14 protein-coding genes are annotated in these 18599 nt (G+C 43.0%); 12 read left to right on the top strand and 2 right to left on the bottom strand.

What is annotated here, in order from left to right:
• Positions 1-3 precede the first annotated feature (3 nt).
• Complete coding sequence (locus tag CRO54_RS06290; protein ID WP_097130062.1) at positions 4-309, top strand: helix-turn-helix domain-containing protein; 306 nt, start codon at positions 4-6, stop codon at positions 307-309.
• Positions 310-347: 38 nt separating this feature from the next.
• Here CRO54_RS06290 and CRO54_RS06285 read toward each other — a convergent pair whose 3' ends face one another.
• Both CRO54_RS06285 and CRO54_RS06280 read right to left on the bottom strand, forming a co-directional pair.
• Positions 348-1436, bottom strand: a complete 1089-nt coding sequence (locus CRO54_RS06285) for a hypothetical protein (protein WP_097130060.1) — start codon at positions 1434-1436, stop codon at positions 348-350.
• Complete coding sequence (locus tag CRO54_RS06280) at positions 1429-2298, bottom strand: toll/interleukin-1 receptor domain-containing protein (RefSeq protein WP_097130058.1); 870 nt, start codon at positions 2296-2298, stop codon at positions 1429-1431. Before CRO54_RS06280 ends, CRO54_RS06285 begins: the two co-directional genes overlap by 8 nt.
• 641 nt (positions 2299-2939) lie before the next feature.
• Here CRO54_RS06280 and CRO54_RS06275 point away from each other — a divergent pair.
• From CRO54_RS06275 to CRO54_RS06220, 11 genes are all read left to right on the top strand, one after another.
• Positions 2940-3329: a DUF7829 domain-containing protein gene (locus CRO54_RS06275; RefSeq protein WP_476704029.1), complete on the top strand. Its 390-nt coding sequence runs from the start codon at positions 2940-2942 to the stop codon at positions 3327-3329.
• Between the two features lie 1073 nt (positions 3330-4402).
• Entirely contained in the window at positions 4403-7135 is a 2733-nt protein-coding gene (locus CRO54_RS06265; RefSeq protein ID WP_097130050.1) for a TonB-dependent receptor, read from the top strand.
• Between the two features lie 25 nt (positions 7136-7160).
• Positions 7161-8360: a DUF4876 domain-containing protein gene (locus CRO54_RS06260; protein ID WP_097130048.1), complete on the top strand. Its 1200-nt coding sequence runs from the start codon at positions 7161-7163 to the stop codon at positions 8358-8360.
• A gap of 128 nt (positions 8361-8488) precedes the next feature.
• Entirely contained in the window at positions 8489-9982 is a 1494-nt protein-coding gene (locus tag CRO54_RS06255) for a DUF6850 family outer membrane beta-barrel protein (RefSeq protein ID WP_138765766.1), read from the top strand.
• Positions 9983-9996: 14 nt separating this feature from the next.
• Complete coding sequence (locus CRO54_RS06250) at positions 9997-10881, top strand: hypothetical protein (protein WP_097130044.1); 885 nt, start codon at positions 9997-9999, stop codon at positions 10879-10881.
• A complete protein-coding gene (locus CRO54_RS06245; protein WP_097130042.1) occupies positions 10868-12058 on the top strand; it encodes an APC family permease in 1191 nt (396 codons plus the stop codon). Before CRO54_RS06250 ends, CRO54_RS06245 begins: the two co-directional genes overlap by 14 nt.
• Before the next feature lie 134 nt (positions 12059-12192).
• Complete coding sequence (locus tag CRO54_RS06240; RefSeq protein WP_097132288.1) at positions 12193-13389, top strand: GTP-binding protein; 1197 nt, start codon at positions 12193-12195, stop codon at positions 13387-13389.
• A 45-nt stretch (positions 13390-13434) separates the two neighbouring features.
• Positions 13435-13878: a hypothetical protein gene (locus CRO54_RS06235; protein WP_240775045.1), complete on the top strand. Its 444-nt coding sequence runs from the start codon at positions 13435-13437 to the stop codon at positions 13876-13878.
• A 615-nt stretch (positions 13879-14493) separates the two neighbouring features.
• On the top strand, positions 14494-15930 hold the full coding sequence (locus CRO54_RS06230) for an ABC transporter permease (RefSeq protein WP_171047843.1): 1437 nt from the start codon (positions 14494-14496) through the stop codon (positions 15928-15930).
• A complete protein-coding gene (locus tag CRO54_RS06225; protein WP_097130038.1) occupies positions 15930-17276 on the top strand; it encodes a DUF3526 domain-containing protein in 1347 nt (448 codons plus the stop codon). Before CRO54_RS06230 ends, CRO54_RS06225 begins: the two co-directional genes overlap by 1 nt.
• Positions 17270-17965 carry an ABC transporter ATP-binding protein gene (locus CRO54_RS06220; RefSeq protein ID WP_097130035.1) on the top strand — a complete coding sequence of 232 codons (696 nt, stop codon included), beginning with the start codon at positions 17270-17272 and terminating at the stop codon, positions 17963-17965. Before CRO54_RS06225 ends, CRO54_RS06220 begins: the two co-directional genes overlap by 7 nt.
• Positions 17966-18599: the final 634 nt, after the last annotated feature.

Genomic DNA, 18599 nt, shown 5'->3' with positions numbered 1-18599 from the left:
AAGATGAATGTAGGCAGAGCCATTAAGAAACTAAGAAAACAACAGTCGCTGAACCAGTCGGAACTGGCCGAAAGGGTAGGGATGACACAGACTTCGCTATCTCAGATTGAATCTGGGGTAAAGAAACCTAACAGTGGTAGTCTGAAGAAGATCTGTGATTATTTCGGGGTGCCCGAACTGGTCATCTATCTGCTGGCTACCGATGTGGAGGATATTCCTGAGCGTAACCGGGAAATGTTCGAAAAGATATTTCCGAGCGTGTCGGGCCTATTGTTGGATGTTTTTAATGTGCCCAAGGAACTCAGATAAAAAGAGAGCGGCCGATTTGGCCGCTTTTTTGGTTGATGTTAGCAAAAGTGTTCCAGATGATGCCCTAACATCTTGTGGTAGAAAATGACCGAGACTTTCAATCCCCTGTCTTCGGGCTGAAAGTCAAGCCGTAGGTTGTAGAGATAATTTTGGCTGTCGTCATGATAATCTATCAGCTGATGATTATTGTTAAAATCCCAGGTACGTCCAGTCCATGATTCTCCGTTTTCGATCATTTCTACCTCGTGTGGCTTCAGTTCTTTATCGTTGTGGTTGTCTGTTCCATAAATTCTGGCAAGTTGGTCCACCAATAAGATTACGTCTTCCACCTCTACTGATTTTGTACTCCAATAGGTGATGTTCGCATGATGCTCTTCGTCCATAAATTTACTTTCGGAAAATAGCCGAATATCTACCCTATCAAAAATGTTCAATTCTATGGGCTGTAATCGGTAGGTATAGTCTATGAATTTGATTCTACCTTTTTCTTCAGTAGGTATGGCACAGATTTCAGACTCTAGTATCAAGAGCCGAAGATCATTTTTCATCATTCCTATCAATGTTCCCTTGTTCCGGACAGTAGTGCTTTTCTTTTTTTCTGGATAGAAATTGAATGACAATACTAGTCGTCGAAGTGGTTCAAGCTGGTAGTTCAACTTTACGGTAGTTTTTGAGTTTTGCCATAAATGCAGGATTTCATCACCTTTACTACTGTATTTGCCCATTGATAAGGCTTTTATTTTGTCTAATTGATTAAATGTGGCAAATTTTTCATCATGTATCATTCCTGCCCCTAGTTCTTTTTTGATATCATTGAAAATCTTAATCACAATGTTGGCGTCTGTGATGTTGTCGTAGAACATCCATCTCGACATTCCGTCATCATAGGTTTTGATGACAAGGTCACCGAAATAAGTAAAATAAGTGTTTGAGAAATCCATCTGGACTTTATTAACTCCCTCAGCGATGTCTCCGGGATTATCCAGAAGTTGTTCAAAGGAAGCTTTTCGAAGCTTCTCGGTATTGATGCCCAAGGTTGAAAATGGGTCTTTCTGGTTATGGAAGACCTCCTGTAGGAATTGGGACAGTTTCGTTGGTTTGGCTTGCTTGAAAAGTTTATTAAACATTGGATAGGTCTTTGAGGTGGGCGATGATTTCTTCTATTGAGTTGATGCTGGTGTTAAGTGCCATTTTATCGGCAAGGGAAGGGCTAAAGGAAAGCACTTCGTCCTTGGTGACCTTGTGCCAGATCGGTAGGATTACCTTTTGACCGTTCATTTCCCTAGCAATCATACCATTGAATTCATATTCTGTCCAGTTTTTCTTCATAAAATCGGGAGAAATCACAACGATTCCATATTTTGATTTGGAAAGCCCCTGATCTATCTTTTTCCTAAGACTATCTCCAATTTTCAACTCGAATTCATCATACCATACGTTAAATCCTTCATTCTTTAGTCCGTCGGCGAATATGCGAACAAATGCTTCCTTGTCCTCAGAGGCGTGGGAGATAAAGAAATCGTATTCCTTCTCAGTGGTTTCTTGTTCATCTGGAGCTATGTTGGTCCCTTGGCTAAGGTAATTTTGGTTAAAAAGGTTATCCATCGCATTTTTTTTGCGTTGGTAATCCTGTTGTAGCTTTTTCTGAAAATCTGATTGCTCCCTTTGTTGTTTTTTTATTGCGCTTTCCTCCGCTTTTCTGAGTTCCTGTTTCTTTCTTCCCAGTTCAGTGGTCTTGGTCGCAATCTGTTTTTGATAGTCGGCAATCTTTTTTTTACAGCTAAGGATGTCGTTCATGTAACCTTGTATCTGCCGTTGCTTGCTTTGTAAGGTCGAGATACTGGTGTTTTTGGTGATCGAGTTTTGAGTTGAATTTATCTGTTTGTTTTTGTCCAGTTCCTTTTTGGTTTCGTCTGCAATTTTTTTGTGCAGTGCGGCGATATCGCTCTCGATGCGATTGACCTGGTTTTGATAATAGTTAGCGTTCATTTGTATATAAGGTTATCAGCTTAAATATCCATATAAAACTCAGGGGATTAAAATAAAGTTATTGACAAGTTGTTACGCATGGAAACATAATTAATAAGGTTAATCTTCGTAACTTAGGCTTCTTATCTAATTTAATGAAATTAATCAGTGAAATAACTGTATATTACGGAGAAAGTAGTCACTCCATTTCGGGGCAAAGTGGCCACCCCCTTAGCTGCCATGGGTAGCAGCGAATGGCTGAACAGCCAGATCAAATAAGTAATTCTCTGCAGGTACTTTCCAAGCCCGGCCAATTTCCAAGCCTTTGAGTTTTGTACCCTTTTCCAATCCCAACCCCCATACACCTGTCTTTCTTTGTTCACCAGCGTAAAACGATGGTCTGCTATGTCATTTTTCGATAGTCGGAAACAGGCGTTCAGTCAGGGGGACAAATATCTTTTTTGTTAGCCCGTATAAACACCCACAAAGGGCGTTCACCCCCTGTCCCGATAAAGACATTACCCAATATTTAGAAGTGTTTAAAAGCCTCGAAAATCAGCCAACTGGACAGTTTTAGGCGTGAAAAGTGGTCACTTTGGAGCGTAATTAGTGACCAATATTAATACAGGCTAGATGGCCATTATTGACGGAACCCCCAATATATTCAGAAAGCAATTGATAATAAAGAAGATTTTTCTTCAGAAGAGTTCGAGAGCATTCTGCTTGGGTATTGTTTTTTGAAAATAAAGTTAAAAGAAGATTTTAAAAAAATGTCGAAGATTTATCGAGAATTATGTGTTTTATTAAGCGCCAAATTTGGCAAAATTGTCGCTTTCCGTTTCAACAACTTTGTGCAGGTAGCCAATAATGCACTAGAGCATTACAAATCATTTGGAAATTTGTTTTTATATGCCTTCACACAATATGGACAGATTGAAGACCTTAATAAAAAAGAATCTTTTATAAAGAAGCTTAATACGCTGGATAGGAATCAAGAGCCATCGAAGGAATATCATAGTTTGTTGTCAACTTTGTTTCCAGAATTATTTTAAGCCTTTAAAAGTTCTATTCAGTTTCAAACCAATTTCTACTTTTTAATTTATAGGTCTATGTTCAAATAGGGATAGAATTCTCGACTATTCTTAAAATATCTTACCGCCTATTAAATAACTACTAGTGAAGTATCTGAAATAAATGTCCCTAGTAGTGATTTTAAATCTGCTCCTAGGGATATTTTTGTTATATTTTGAAGTCAGACTACTCCTGCCAATTTTTTCAAATCATGAATGAAATATTTTGAAAATTGTATAGGAAAGTCCACCTAACCGTATAAATATTCTATTTTCAAATATTTAGGAATTTATGATTGTCCTGAAAGCCAAAGATTTGTCAGTGACATTAAGTGTTGGCCTCAGAATGGTGTTTCTGAATGCAAATGAGGCACAGTGTGGAGAATATTGCATTTAATGCTTTTATGCTCTTTTCTTATCAGAATAAATTGTAAAACCTTTACTCAGCCAAAAATCAGCCATTAGGAAGATTGACTTGGTTGGTTTATGTTCCAAAATGTCCGACATAACCCCACTCAAATGTTTTTAGCAGTCTGCGGGCTTTTACGAGTGGCAATGGAATACCTAAAATTTAATTTAATCATGAAAATATTTGCATTGTACTACCTAAACTTTGATAAAAATAATGCAACTTTGTTGCGATGTTGAAAAAGGGCTATAGACCACAGGTTAGAAACGGCAATGTGCTATTGGCGATCGCCATACTGTGGTCGATCTGCTTTGTGCAGTTTGCCGAGCTGGCCCATCAGTTCCATCACGCTGCTGAACATTCGCATCATTATAGCGGGGAAAATGTAGGGAAGGATACCAAGTGTGACGTATGTAGCTATTATCAATTTGTACACTCGCAACACTTATTACTAGATAAAGGGCAGGTACAGTGGTCAGCCTGGCTCAACGTGTCAGCGTTTTGCTTTTTGGACCAGGTTGTTGGTGTGTTAGATGTTACGATCTGTTTGACAACGAACAGGGGACCACCTAAAAATATAGCCTAGCTAGGCTTTTCTCCAATATGCCCGTTTCCGGGCAAATAGTTTTACCCATATTTTATTTTCATGTATCAGAACAGGATCATTTCGTTTGGAATTGGCCTGTTGGTTAGTCTTTGCTGTGGCGTGGCCATGGCACAGGAAGGTGTGGTGGTATCTGGTCGGGTGGTAGGTGAAGACGACAATCTTCCGCTTGCCGACGTCATTGTACAGGTGGCTTCCTCTGGAAGCTTCGCACGCACCAACCAACAGGGCTATTATGTATTGCCGGCCCAGCAGAAGGGCCAACTACAGCTTTCTTTCAGTCTTTTGGGGATGTTGCCCGCTACCTATCAGCTTACCTTGGTCAGGGATTCGGCGTTTAATGTAAAAATGAAGGTGCAGTCCCTATCGCTGAAAGAGATTTCAGTGGCCACCAGGCCGAAAAGGATCGGCTCTTCCGTTGTTATTGACCGTACGGCCATCAGCCATTTACAGCCTAGCAGCTTGGGCGATGTGCTACAGTTATTGCCGGGGCAATTGGCCAGAAGCCCAGATATGTCCAGTGCCCAACAGATCAATTTGAGGCAGGTACCGAGCGGTAGCGAAGCAGGTAGGGCGAATGCCTTGGGTACCTCCATCATCCTGGATGGTATTCCGGTAAGCAACAATGCTAATATGCAGTACAATGTAAACATCCTCAACAGTAGTCCAGGGGCATTGCCCGAGTTCTCTTCTGTGGCCGGAAGGGGGATAGACCTCAGGCAGATACCGGCCGACCAGATCGAGAGCGTGGAGGTGGTTACCGGTGTGCCATCGGTACGACATGGCGACCTGACTGCGGGAGGGGTTTTGGTCAAACGAAGGGCCGGAGCGTTTCGTCCCCAGCTGACCACACGACTGAACCCCTTACTGTTCCAGCAAGCGGTGGGGATGGGCTTTAAGTTGGGTAAAAGTGGCGGCATACTCAGTATGGATCATGATTATACACATTCCATCGAAGATCCTCGGATTATCCTGAGCCAATACACCCGCTTGGGTAGCCAGTTTGCCTGGAGCAAAGGTTTTGCGGGCGATAAAATCTATAGCACTACCCGCTTGGGATGGAGCAATACACTCGACAACCAGAAACAGGATCCCGATGACCTGCGCTATCAGAGCCGCATCTACAGTAAGGATCAGTCTTTCAATCTCGGAAGCAATTGGCAGCTGAATACGGGAAATAGCTGGTTCTCCTCATTGATCATGGATTTTGGAGTGACTTATGGCAGACAGGACAGTTATGTGCAAGAGCTGGTAACCAGAGATCTTTTTCCGGTCACCGATGCAACAGCGGAGGGGATGCATATCGCCCGTTACGGTGAAAGTGAATACCTTTCCAAGGTTACCGTTTCCGGTAGGCCGCTTTCGATCTATCACCGGTTGGAAGGGGTACTGCTTTCGGGCAAGCAATTATGGAAATGGCAACACAAGGTGCTGGCGGGACTAGAGTACCGTTTCGACGGCAACAAAGGCGAGGGTAGGATGTTCGACGCTACCCGTCCGCCCAGACAGAACTATGCCGTGGGCGATAGGCCAAGATCATTTGCGGAAGTGCCGGCGTTACAACAATTGGCCTATTATATCGAAGACCAGACCAGTATTGGTTTTGGTGAAAGAACCTTGGACTTTCATTTCGGTCTGAGGTATGATAATATCCAGCCAAACGGTCCCTTTAGCGGTAGGTTTGGTAACCAGTTGCTGCCAAGAATGAATTTGGCGATGGATATTGTAAAGGGATTACGCATCAAAGGTGGTTATGGCATGACGGCCAAGTCGCCAACGCTGAGTTTCATGTACCCGGGTAAACGTTACGTCGACCTGGTGAACTATAATTATTACGCCCAAAATCCTGCAGAAAGATTGGTGGTGATGACCACAAAAATCTTTGAAACTGATAATACGCAACTGAAGAGCTACGTGGCAAAAAAAGGAGAGTTTGGCCTAGATTATGAAATTGCTGGTTTCCGTGGTTATGTTACCTTTTATCGTGATGCCACCAATAATGCTTTTGGTACCAATAGAGAAGTAGTGGTATTGCCGGTAGCACGTCTGGCTGCGGCAAGTTTCCCGGTAGGACAGCCACCTGTGTTGGTGCCGGAACCTGTAAGTTATACGCCATTCTATGCTGGGTATGACCGTTCGGTAAACAACCGTCGTATCGTGAATAAGGGAATAGAGTTCCAGTTGGTAACACCCAGATTGGAAAAGATCAACACCCGCTTTGATCTGAATGGGGCCTGGGCACAGACCATCGGCTACGATAATGGCGAAGCGGCAGATTACCAGAAAGCAATCTTTAGCAGTGTAACCCCAGATCGGGTTGCGATATACCGTTCTGGTTTCGGTAATATCGGCCGTCGTTTCAGTACCAAGCTTTCCTTTGAGACCCATTTTCCGGAACTACGTTTCCTGTTGACGGGACTGGTACAAACGGTCTGGTCGGTAAGTAACCGGAATATGGACCTAAGTCCCTACCCAATAGGATATATCGACAACAATGGGCAAACCGTCTACCTGTCGCCATCACAGGCGATGCAGTCGGAATATGAGCCATTACGGAGAAATTTGAGCAGTACGCTCTCTGGCACGGACCAGGCGCCACCACTATGGCTTTTTAACCTAAGGCTCAGCAAAGAATTTAAAAATAACAGCCGCCTGGCATTCTACATCGATAACATCATTGCCGATAGGGGGCTTTATCATAATACGCTTTCCAACCAATTGGTTGCCCGTAACCAGAAGCTGTTTTTCGGGGCAGAATTTACGCTCAGACTTTAATGAATTTTATAAACAATAACAGATAATGAAAACAACAAAAGTAATCCTGGCCTTGATGCTGGGTACGGCAGCTATCTTTGGCTGTAAAAAAAGAGAGGGAAGTATCCAGACAGCTACCGTGCAGGTCAAGGTAGAATATCCTGTTGGGTATACACAGACCGTAGCAACTGCTACCGAAGTGAAACTGGTGAGTAGGACCGATGGTACCACACTTACCGCGACCACCAATGAAAGTGGTGTGGCTACCCTTAACAATGTAGTGCCAGGTACCTATAACGTATCTACCACCAAGGCTTTAACTGCGGCCCAGGCACAACAGTTGACCGGTGTTTCACAGGCCCTGCAATTGAATGCTGCGGCCAATGATTTTCAGGTAAATGGCGGCACTGGCAGTTTGACACTTAAATTGAACGGTTCTGCTGCGGGCAACATCTTGATCAAGGAAGTTTATTACACGGGGTCTAAAACCGCATCGGGCAGTACCTATTTTTCAGACCAGTTTGTAGAGATCTATAACAATTCTGCCGAAACCATCTATTTGGATGGACTTTGTATTGCCGATCTTTATGGTAACTCCGGTCTGATCAATCCTACAAGCCCAGCAACTCCGTTTCAGGGCGATCAAGAAAATTCCTACGCAAGTAACGTATGGCGTATTCCAGGAACTGGCAGGCAACATCCTTTGGCGGCGGGAGCCAGTATTGTGATTGCACAAGATGGCGTAAACCACAAGGACGCTACTTTAAACCCCAATAGCCCGGTCGATCTTTCCAATGCGGATTGGGAAACCTATAACGAGCGTCCCGATAACCGTGACGCCGATGCACCGAATGTACCGAACTTGGAGAAGTTATACTTTACTGGCGGATTTGATTGGTTGTTAACCGTTTTTGGACCAGGCATCGTCATCTTTAGAACGGATGATTTTAGCAAATTAGAAAAGGTAGCTATTTCTAACAGTACCCTTCCAGAGCGTATCAAGATCCCGAACAGCTTGGTGATAGATGCTTTTGAGGGCCTAAAGGATGCCTCTAGCGCAAGCTACAAGAGGGTACCTGTGGCTCTGGATGCTGGCTTTGTTTACGCCTCTGATACTTATACTGCGGAAAGTTTCAGAAGGAAAGTATCCAATACCGTAGGTGGACGCATTGTTTTACAGGATACCAATAACAGCGGAAACGACTTTGTGAAGTTGGCCACGCCTACACCTAAGAAATTTAACTAGTTTTTGAAAGAACTTACCTGCACCAAGCTTAACGGTTTGGTGCAGGTTTAACATTATAAAAGTAAAATATTGTGGTTTCGTTAAAATTAACTCCTGTTTTTTCAGTTTGTTTGATCTTGTTAGGCCTTGTGATATTTGATAGTCAGAGAATAGCTGCGCAAGAAACAGCCCCTATTAATTCATATACGGAAAAACACCTAAAGGCGGATAGCTTGGTAGAATGGAAACATAGGCCCTCCGTATTCCCTTGGCTTCTTACCGGGGAACTGGGACCATTGGATGGAAAACAGGGGGGTAATTACGGAAGTGTTGGGCTAGGCTATGAAAATATTTCCGGAGACTTTAAACGCCCACAGGAAGCCCGGCGCATACAGCAATATGGTCTCCGTGCACAAGGTTACCGTAGTTTACGCAAGTGGCGTTTCTATGGGGAATTCGCTTATCAGAAACTAAAAAGGGACAGTATCAACTTCAGTAATGTGGCACGTCCCTATGAGGGCAGTCCGTTCATTACCGCCGACTCTATAGGTGGCAACTGGAAAGCTGACCAGCTAAAGGGGATGCTACAGGTTGCCTATCCGGCTGTTGGCAGGTGGTCCTTCGCTACTTCCCTGGATTACCTCACCGAACAGGGAAGCAGGGGGAATGATCCACGTCCGATATACCGTTATCTGGATATGGAGATCTCGCAGTCACTTAGTTATCAGTTAGGTAAACAGTCTAGGTTAACCTTAAGAGGTGGTTATCGAAGGTTGACCGAAACTATCGAGACTGGGCAGGTTTCCAGGAACAACAGCAAATTGTATAGTTTAAGAGGATATGGAACCTATGATTTTGTTCCGGTAGTGAGTGCCAGTAGGTATAACCATGGCTCGGCTATGAAGGGAGGTTTGCTCTTTATGCAGCAAAACGAGATAGATGTTTGGTTATTAGGTGGTGATGTTTCCTTTTTGGCACAGGATGCCGAAGAGGGGATATCGGAAGACCCGGTAACCAAGGTGTTAAGTCCATTGCTGGTGGGAGGGTACGATGAAATGCAGTTTCACGCCTATGGAGGTTATCAGCGTTCAAAACCCTCGGGCGGCTGGTCATTCAACTTTGATGCCACATTGAAAGACGGAAAAGCATTTGATCCAAGGTTTAATGGAGTCAATGCCGAACGTTTTTTATGGAATATTGTTACCCAGGCTGCCTATTGGAAACCGAGGGCAAATGGCGGGCAGTGGCGTTTGGCCTATCACACACATACCGGCTACCTGAACCATTACGAATTTATGACCGGTACAGACTGGGATGCCCTCAATTTTGAGCAGCTGCTTGAACTTGATTGGCGGTTTGGGCTACGTAAGAGTGCTAGTGTTTCTGTTGTACCGAGCATGGGCTATAGCTTTCCGCTAAAAGATGCCCTGTCTATAGCGAGGCCAACTGTAATTTCAAACCTGTTGGAAGTTCCGGACCATGCCATCATGTCCAGTTCCTACCTGCTTGCGGGAATGGGAACAAGTGTTACTTTCCCTGTAAACAAACAATGGTACCGTTTGACGGCAAGTTATGAACTGCGATCTACTAAAAACGCTCTACAAAGAAACCATGCGAAGATTTCCCTTAACATGGTGTTTTAAAACTTAGATGAAAAATGAAAATCAATCAAAATCAAAAAATAAATTTGGTGCTAGGCCTATTAATCCTAATCTTTTTAAGTGCCTGTAGCAGTACTAAACAGCTGAAGTTAAATGACAAGCGTTCAGCTTATGACCAGCTTTCTGTCAATGACAAACAATTGGCCGATACATTGTTAAAATATGCGATGGAAAATGAGGGGCTTTTTACCTTGTCCGGACGGATCAAGCCAATGAGCAGTGTGTACGATCTTAGGTTCCTGTTAGCCCAAAAGGATAGTACCGCCAAAGGTAGGGCTAGGGTTGCCGATGTGGACAGTAAAGATTATCAGAGCGTAATACAGTATCAAAGGGTGGTAAATGCGCTACAGTTCGGCGATGTGAATTTTGTGTTTCATCCATTCAAGATCACCTACGATGGCTATCGAAATGCATCTATCAATGTCTACCGTCAAAGTTTGGTGGATTCTTTGGTAAAGGCCAATGCTTCGTTTTACGGACAGTTTGGCTTTGTACCGGGAACTCCTGCGCCTATGCTGATCGCTGTTACCGAATATGAAAAGAACTACGACCGTTTTCGATCTTATGGGAATCTGTTCGGCTATCCGGCACATGCCGTTGATTTTTTTGTGCAGGCGGCTATACAAAATGAAGAAAAAAAGGAATTCGTCAAGCGTGACTTCTTCAATATGCCGGTATTTTCAAGGGAAACAGGAAGATTTGTATACGCCATTCCAAAGGATAGTAAACCTGGAACCTTAGACCTGGCCATTAAAGAAAGGGCGGCGGTGGCTTTGGCAAACTATAAACTGTTAAGGGAGAAATTTACGGATCAACAGGGCAAGGTTGCCTATTATCCACTTTTTGTACGTTTGTTAGCGTTGGCAGATGCAAAACCATAAAATAGGTTTATGGCCGGCAACGGCATTGGTCGTTGCCAGTATGATTGGTACCGGTGTATTTACGAGTCTGGGGTTCCAGGTCGCTGGTCTGCCTTCAGTGGCGATTTTACTATTGTTATGGGCCATAGGTGGTTTGGTTGCGTTTTGTGGTGCTTTAAGTTACATCCATTTGGCCAAATTAGTGCCGGGAACAGGTGGCGAATATCATTACATCAATAGTTGTTACCCAAATTGGCTCGCAACCGGGGTAGGGCCAATTTCGGTGCTATCTGGATTTATAGGGCCTATAGCTTTGAGCTGCATGACGGTTGCTGCCTATGCCGGTGCCATCTTTCCAGCGCTGCCACGCCAGCTATTTGCATTTTTTGTAGTGTTGCTGGTTTCCCTGCCACATCTTTTCAATATCAAATGGGGCAGTCGTTTCCAGATGATGCTTACCGCGATAAAAGTATTGCTTATTTTGGTGCTGATTATCTTTGGGCTACAGGCAGTTCCAAAAGGTAATCCTATCCTATTTTCTGAGGATGATAAGAAGCTGTTGTTTTCAAACAGTTTTGCCATCTCATTAGTCTATGTATCCTTTGCCTATTCGGGTTGGAATGCTTGTGTGTACATTTTCTCCGAGATTTCGGATGCCGAACGTACCATTAAGCGGAGCATATTATTGGGCTGTTTATTGGTCGTGGTACTGTATCTTTTGCTTAACTACATTTTTTTAAGGGTATTGCCTTTTAAGGTAATGGATGGTAAGCTCGAGATTGGTGTACTTGCCGCAAAGCAGCTATTTGGTGCCAATGTAGGGAGTTGGCTTGGTGGATTGATGGCCGCATTGCTGTTGGCTACCATTAGTGCCATGGTCTGGATTGGCCCCCGGATCATCGCCAGGTTTGCCCGCGATTGGAAATTGCATGTGATGGCCAGGAACAATGGTAAAGGTATACCTTTCAATGCAAGCCTGCTCCAGTTGGTTTTGGTTTCTTTGATGATCTTTACCGGTACATTCAAACAGGTGATGTTCTGTTCTGCTTTATTGATGAACCTGATTGCCTTGCTGGCTGTCCTGATCCTTTTCCGTAAGAATATGGGACTTAGTATTGCGCAAAAAATAGCGCCCTGTGTTTTTGTACTGTTCAACCTGTGGAGCTTGACCACTATAATTCGATTTTTCTTTACATAAGCTATTTTTCTTTAAAAGCGAAATCAAGATTTTTAATGCAACTATGTTGCGTTAAAAAAAATAATGTTTATCTTTATTCCGATTGGACTGAAGTAGATTTGACCAATTTGGAAATGACAACAAAACATACCTTAATGAGTAGATTACCAGTTACCGTACTAAGTGGATTTCTTGGGAGCGGAAAAACCACTTTGTTGAACCATATTTTACATAACAAGCAGGAGCTGAAAGTAGCTGTCATTGTAAATGATATGAGTGAAGTGAATATTGATGCGCAGACGATAAAAAAGGAGGGTGGTCTGTCCAGGACCGAAGAGAAGCTGGTAGAGCTGAGCAATGGCTGTATCTGCTGTACCCTGCGTGAAGACTTGATGATAGAGGTAGAAAAATTGGCCAAGGAAAATAGGTTTGATTATTTGGTCATTGAAAGTACCGGTATTTCGGAACCGGTACCGGTGGCACAAACCTTCTCTTTTATAGATGAAGAGCAGGGGATTGATCTCTCACGTTTTAGTTATGTAGACACGATGGTTACCGTGGTAGACTGTTTTAACTTTTTCAAAGATTTCAGTACGGCAGAAAGATTGGTAGACAGGGACCTGACCGATATGGAAGGAGACGAGCGAACCATCGTCAACCTGTTGACCGACCAGATTGAGTTTGCCAATGTGATTATCCTCAATAAAACAGATTTGATCAAACCGGTTGATTTAGGTTTGATCAAGGCTTTGATGAAAAAGCTGAATCCAGATGCGAGGCTGATCGAAAGCGAGTTTGGTAGGGTGGATCCAAAGCAAATACTGAATACGGGCTTATTCGATTTTGATAAGGCATCGGCTTCGGCAGGCTGGATCAAAGAACTGGACAGTGTACACAAACCGGAAACTGAAGCGTATGGTATAAGTTCTATGGTTTTCAGGGACCGAAGACCTTTTCACCCGCAACGCTTCATGAGGTTTTTGCAGCAGGATTTTCCAAGTAAAATCATCCGTTCAAAAGGGCTGTTCTGGATGGCCGATCGACCCAACGAAGCACTGAATTTCTCACAAGCAGGGGGATCTTCCAGATTGGAAGGCGCAGGTGTTTGGTGGTGCAGCATGCCGTACCAAGAGCGCACCATGTATGCCGATTTTGTGGAGAATAAAGCAGCGATAGAGGCTAAGTGGCACAGGGATTTTGGCGATAGGATGAATGAAATCGTGTTTATTGCCCAAGACCTTGATAAAAAAGAATTGCAGGCCGCTTTGGAAAGATGTCTGTTAGACGAAGTTGAAATCTGTGATTTTAAAAATGGTACGCTTAAAGTGCCTTTGGAAATAATTAGAAATTAAACATTATCGATAGCAATGACCGCTTGGCTTCATCCTACCTCCCTTATGTATAAAAAATCTTTTGTTTTACTATTGGTTGTTTTCTTCAGCGTTGCCGCAATGGCACAGCAGAGGGCGCATAAATCCACAGACCAGATCAACTCACTCAACTGGTCTATATTAGCTACGATCAATTATGTACTCAACGATAAAAATCAGTTTTCTCCTGTTTATAGCGAATCAGTAAAAAGATTTAAGGATAAGCCTTTTGATCTGGAGGGCTATCTAATTCCGGTAAAGGCCAGAAAAACGCACCATACCTTTTTGCTGTCGCCATTGCCCGTTAACCAATGCAATTTTTGTGGGGCTAATGGCATACCAGCGATGATTTACGTAGAGTCTAAGCAACCAATTGCCTTTACCGGTAAAACTATACATCTTACAGGTATTTTAAGATTAGACGATACAGGAGACGTGCCGGTAAGATTGGTGGAAGCAGAATTTTTCTAAGCTATTGATTTAAAAAAGCAATTCATCTTTGATTTAAAAGATGACAAAAACTTAACCCTAAAATAAGGACCGGCTTATTTACAATAGATAACTTTGTGGATTGATATGCAGAAGTCGTTAAAGCTATTTTCCGTATTTTCATTACTCCTTGTATTTGTGCTGCACAGTACGGGTCTGGTAGTGGGGCTGCTGCATGAAGGACATCATAGCGAAATTTCCGTTCACCATAAAGAGCTGTCGAACTCTAACAAGCTGTCGGGAGGGCACTGTGATTGCTCACAGCTGTTGGGATTTAACAATGGCGTTTTACCAGAAATCTCAAGCTTGTGTTTCCTGCAGCTTTCGGTGCCGTTTGATTTGGCTCTTAAGAAGTATCATTTTTATCTTCGTTCTTCCGTATTGGAACATTTGACCTTTCGAGGCCCTCCAAGTCTATCAACTTTCCATTTTTTTGCATAAGCTTTTCGGTATTGATTTAAGCTTTTGTAATCAATCCAAAGAATTATTCGGCCATGTAATGCTTCATTAAGAGCATTGCACTGGTTTGTGCTATGTGTCTTTGTCCATTCTGGTAAGAGCTACATGGACATCTTTATTATCATAAAATTATATACTATGGCTATTTCAAACTTAGGTTTGGTCATTAAAAAAACAAGGCAGGAGCTGTTGAAGGAAAAACGCAGTCTGTCCATTCTCATCGCTGTGCTATTGTTCGCTATTTTAAGTATTGCAGTTGGTTTTACCCGATATGCCGATACCCAAAAAACAGTACAGCAATATCGGGAAGAAACCAGAAAAAACTGGGAAAAGCGACCAGATAAACACCCGCACCGTATGGCGCACTACGGCTATATGGTGTTTCGCAATGCGCATCCGCTGCAAATCTTTGATGGTGGAATTGATGATTTTCTGGGCAATGTTATCTTCTTGGAGGCGCATAAGCAAAATACCGCTAATCTTTCCGAAGCGGGAAGTTCGGGTACGCTGGTCCGTTTCGGAACTTTTAGCAGTGCCTTTATCCTGCAGACTATTGTACCGCTAATTCTCATATTCCTGGGCTTTGGCCTGGTGGCAAGGGAGCGCGAAGATGCGACCCTGAAACTGCTCCACGTACAGGGGCTCTCTGCGAGGACAATAATTTGGGGCAAGGTCTTGGGGCTTTGGCAATTTTCATTGCTCTTTGTATTGCCCCTAATTCCTATTGTATTTGTGGCGGCCTTGTTATTGGATGTAGCAAGTTGGAGCGATGTACTGCTTAGATTGGTATTGCTGTTTCCTGCTTATATGGTTTTTTATTTTTTCATCAGCACGTTGACCGTGATCATTTCTGCACGTAGCCGAAGTGCTGCAACGGCCTTGGTTGGGCTAATAGGCTGCTGGTTATTTATGGTACTGTTTTTACCAAAAGGGATTCAGTTTTTAGCGCAGCATACCTATCCAACGCCATCCAGGATTGCTTTTGAAACCAAAGTAGAGGAAGAAGTACTTAAAGTAGGTGACAGCCATAATCCAGATGATCCCCATTTTAAGCATCTGAAAGACTCACTATTGTCGCATTATAAGGTAAAGACCACCCAGGAACTGCCAATTAACTATAGTGGCGTTGTAATGAAGGAAGGGGAAAGGATCAGCTCAAAAATATACGCGGACCACTTGAAGGCTTTGGAAGATCAATATCACCACCAGCAACAGCTGACGACAATTTCTGGCTTTGTAAATCCCGTGGTAGCCATTAAGAACCTATCTATGTTGGCTTCGGGAACCGATTACTTTGCCTACGACCGCTTCAAACAGCAGGCCGAGACCTATCGCTATGAACTGGCCCAGCACATGAACGAGCTGCAGATCCAACATATTGCTAACGTAAAGGGCGACAAACCAGCGGTTGTTAACAAATCCTATTGGAAGCAGTTTCCCGAGTTTAGGTACCAATTTGTGCAATTGGACGAAAGCATTAAAAGCCAATGGCTTCCTCTTTTGGCTACCGCTTTCTGGCTGCTATTGTCCGTAGGGTTAATCGAAACTTCTTCTAAGAAACTAAAACTGATCTAATGAACAATTACTTATATAAACAATTTTTTAGAAATAGGGGCAACCTGGCGGCACTGCTGCTGTTGTGGTTGGCCGGAACTGTAGGTATCTATACCGGAAAGAGATTTTTGGAGAGGAACGAAGATATCATTGCAAAAAGTGCTTCCTATCAGCAGCAGAGCATTGCAAAGAATGTTGCCCTGCACCAGGATAATATGGGGCTGTTGCTTTACTATCTGAAGTTCAATTTTGTAAATGAAACTCCTAAGCTTGCCGCGTTGAACATAGGAATGCGGGACCTTAATCCATCTATACAAGGGGTAACCATACGGAATTTGGAAGAGCAGAAGCACAATTCGGATTTTTATAATCCCGCCAATGCCGCTGCCGGAAATTTTGATTTCAGTTTTGTGCTGGTGTTTCTTTTTCCGCTCGTGATTATTGCCTTTTGTTATAACCTGATTTCCGAAGACCAGGAGAAAGGGACTTGGAAATTACTCTCCGTACAGAGTGGGAATCTACGTCGTCTTATCGATGCGAAGATACTGCTTAGATTGCTAGCGATAAGTGTGGTTTACTTGATATTGCTGCTCACGGCGGTAATTTGGATAGGCATCCCTTTGGATACTCACCTGCTTATTTATACTAGCATCGGTTGGCTGTACCTGGTTTTTTGGTTCGTATTATGCCGATGGATCATTTCTTTCCAAGGTTCTTCTGCACAGAATGCACTTGTTTTGGTGGTCTGTTGGGTAGCGATGAATTTCATCATCCCTATGAGTGCAAACCTGATCTTCCAGAAAATCTACCCTGTAAAAGAGGGATTGGAAGCGCAGATGGCGCAACGTGAGGGTTATCATAACAAATGGGATGAGGCTAAGGCACCTACCATGCAGCAGTTCTACAAGGCATATCCACAGTTCAGTCAGTACAAGGTAGGTGAAAATGTGGGTTCGTCTTATGTTTGGTATTATGCCATGCAGCATGCTGGAGATATGGAAGCTGCTGGAGCTGCCAAAGCTTATGATCAACAGTTGAAACACCGTAATGATGCCGCTATTCTTCTAGGTTATATTTTGCCAAATGTACAAACACAGTTGATGGGCGGAAGAGAGGCCGGCACAGGTATGGAAAACTACCTGGCCTACGGGGAAGCTTTGCAGCAATTCCATGAGGCGCAAAGACTTTTCTTCTACCCCTTAATTTTTTCAGAGCAACGGGCAGGTTTGGTAGACTGGAGCAGACAAACGGTAAAGGTTTTCAGCGATAGCAGAAAGTCTGATCCCTTACAGTTGTTCCTACCTTATCTATTTTTCATCACGCTGTTGTTTGTTTTATCTAATCAAAAATTCAAAAAGTTATGCTAAAGACCGTTAATCTCCATAAAAAATACAATGAATATTCTGCGCTAAAATCCCTTAACCTGGAAGTGGGCAAAGGTGAGATTTTCGCTTTGCTGGGACAGAATGGTGCAGGAAAAAGTACAACGATCAATATCCTGTTGGGCTTAATGAAGGCCACTTCTGGTGATGCCTATATCAACGGTATTTCAGTGAGCGAGCATCCACAAGAGATTAAACAGCATTTGGCCTATATACCAGAAACGGTATTGTTATATCCCAACCTTACGGGTATCGAAAACTTGGATTTCTTTTCCAAGATAGCTGGATTTAATTATACTAAAAGCGAGCTTTCTGAGCTACTTTTGCGTACTGGTTTGCAAGAGCTTGCGCATGAAAAGGATCTGGGAGGCTATTCTAAAGGGATGCGCCAGAAAGTGGGCATTGCCATTGCCCTGGCAAAGGATGCCAAGGTGCTCTTGTTGGATGAACCAACCAGTGGACTGGATCCGATCGCTACGGCCGATTTTACGGAAATTGTTCGTCAGTTGGGACAGGAGGGGCGTACGATACTAATGGCGACGCATGACATTTTCAATGCCGTTAGCGTGGCTACCAATATCGGCATCATGAAGCAGGGTGAGCTGGTACAGCACCTTCCTTCGAAATCTTTTACGGCGGAAGAGGTACAGGATTTGTATTTGAAAACAATTTAGTTTCGAATGCTAAATAATGTTCACTACTAGTGAGTTTTTTGCTACGATTTACACTAGTAGAGGTATGCTTTAAAGAACTGTTGAATATTTAGATTTATCAGACATTTTAAAACATCAGTTGCATAATTTCGGGAGCGGTTCGATGTAAAATAACACGCGGAAGAATTTTGGATAATTTTCTGTTTTTTATTGTTGTTCTGTCAAAATGGAATGCGAGGTTAAGGTCGGGATATTACATCCCGACCTTAAGTAGATTATTTTTTCGAATTACGCTTTTTGCCCTTTAAAACTATTTTTTGGGGCTCTAAGTGCCTATGGAAAACAGGTTCGTCGAGCTTTGAAATTTTTGTTAGACTCTCTAACAAGCGCTTCGGTCTACTATATCATTGGGATACATAGTAAAATTTCTTAAAATCAATCTCTACTAGAGATTGATTTTTTTTGTTCATGGCAATATTTATTTTCCAAATTAAAGGAGTGTTGGCAACTACTTTATTTACATATATCGGTCCGCTGGGCAAATAAAAAAAGCCTTCGCTTAATGCTAAGACACCACATGGTTTTTACGAGGTTTTCTGGAGTTATACTATTTCTTATTATAATTTGATACTGCTGTAAATTCGTTATCGCTGAG

The sequence above is a fragment of the Pedobacter xixiisoli genome, from assembly GCF_900215335.1.
GTDB classification, from domain to species: Bacteria; Bacteroidota; Bacteroidia; order Sphingobacteriales; family Sphingobacteriaceae; genus Pedobacter; species Pedobacter xixiisoli.
This window is presented reverse-complemented; position numbering and strand designations above follow the sequence as displayed.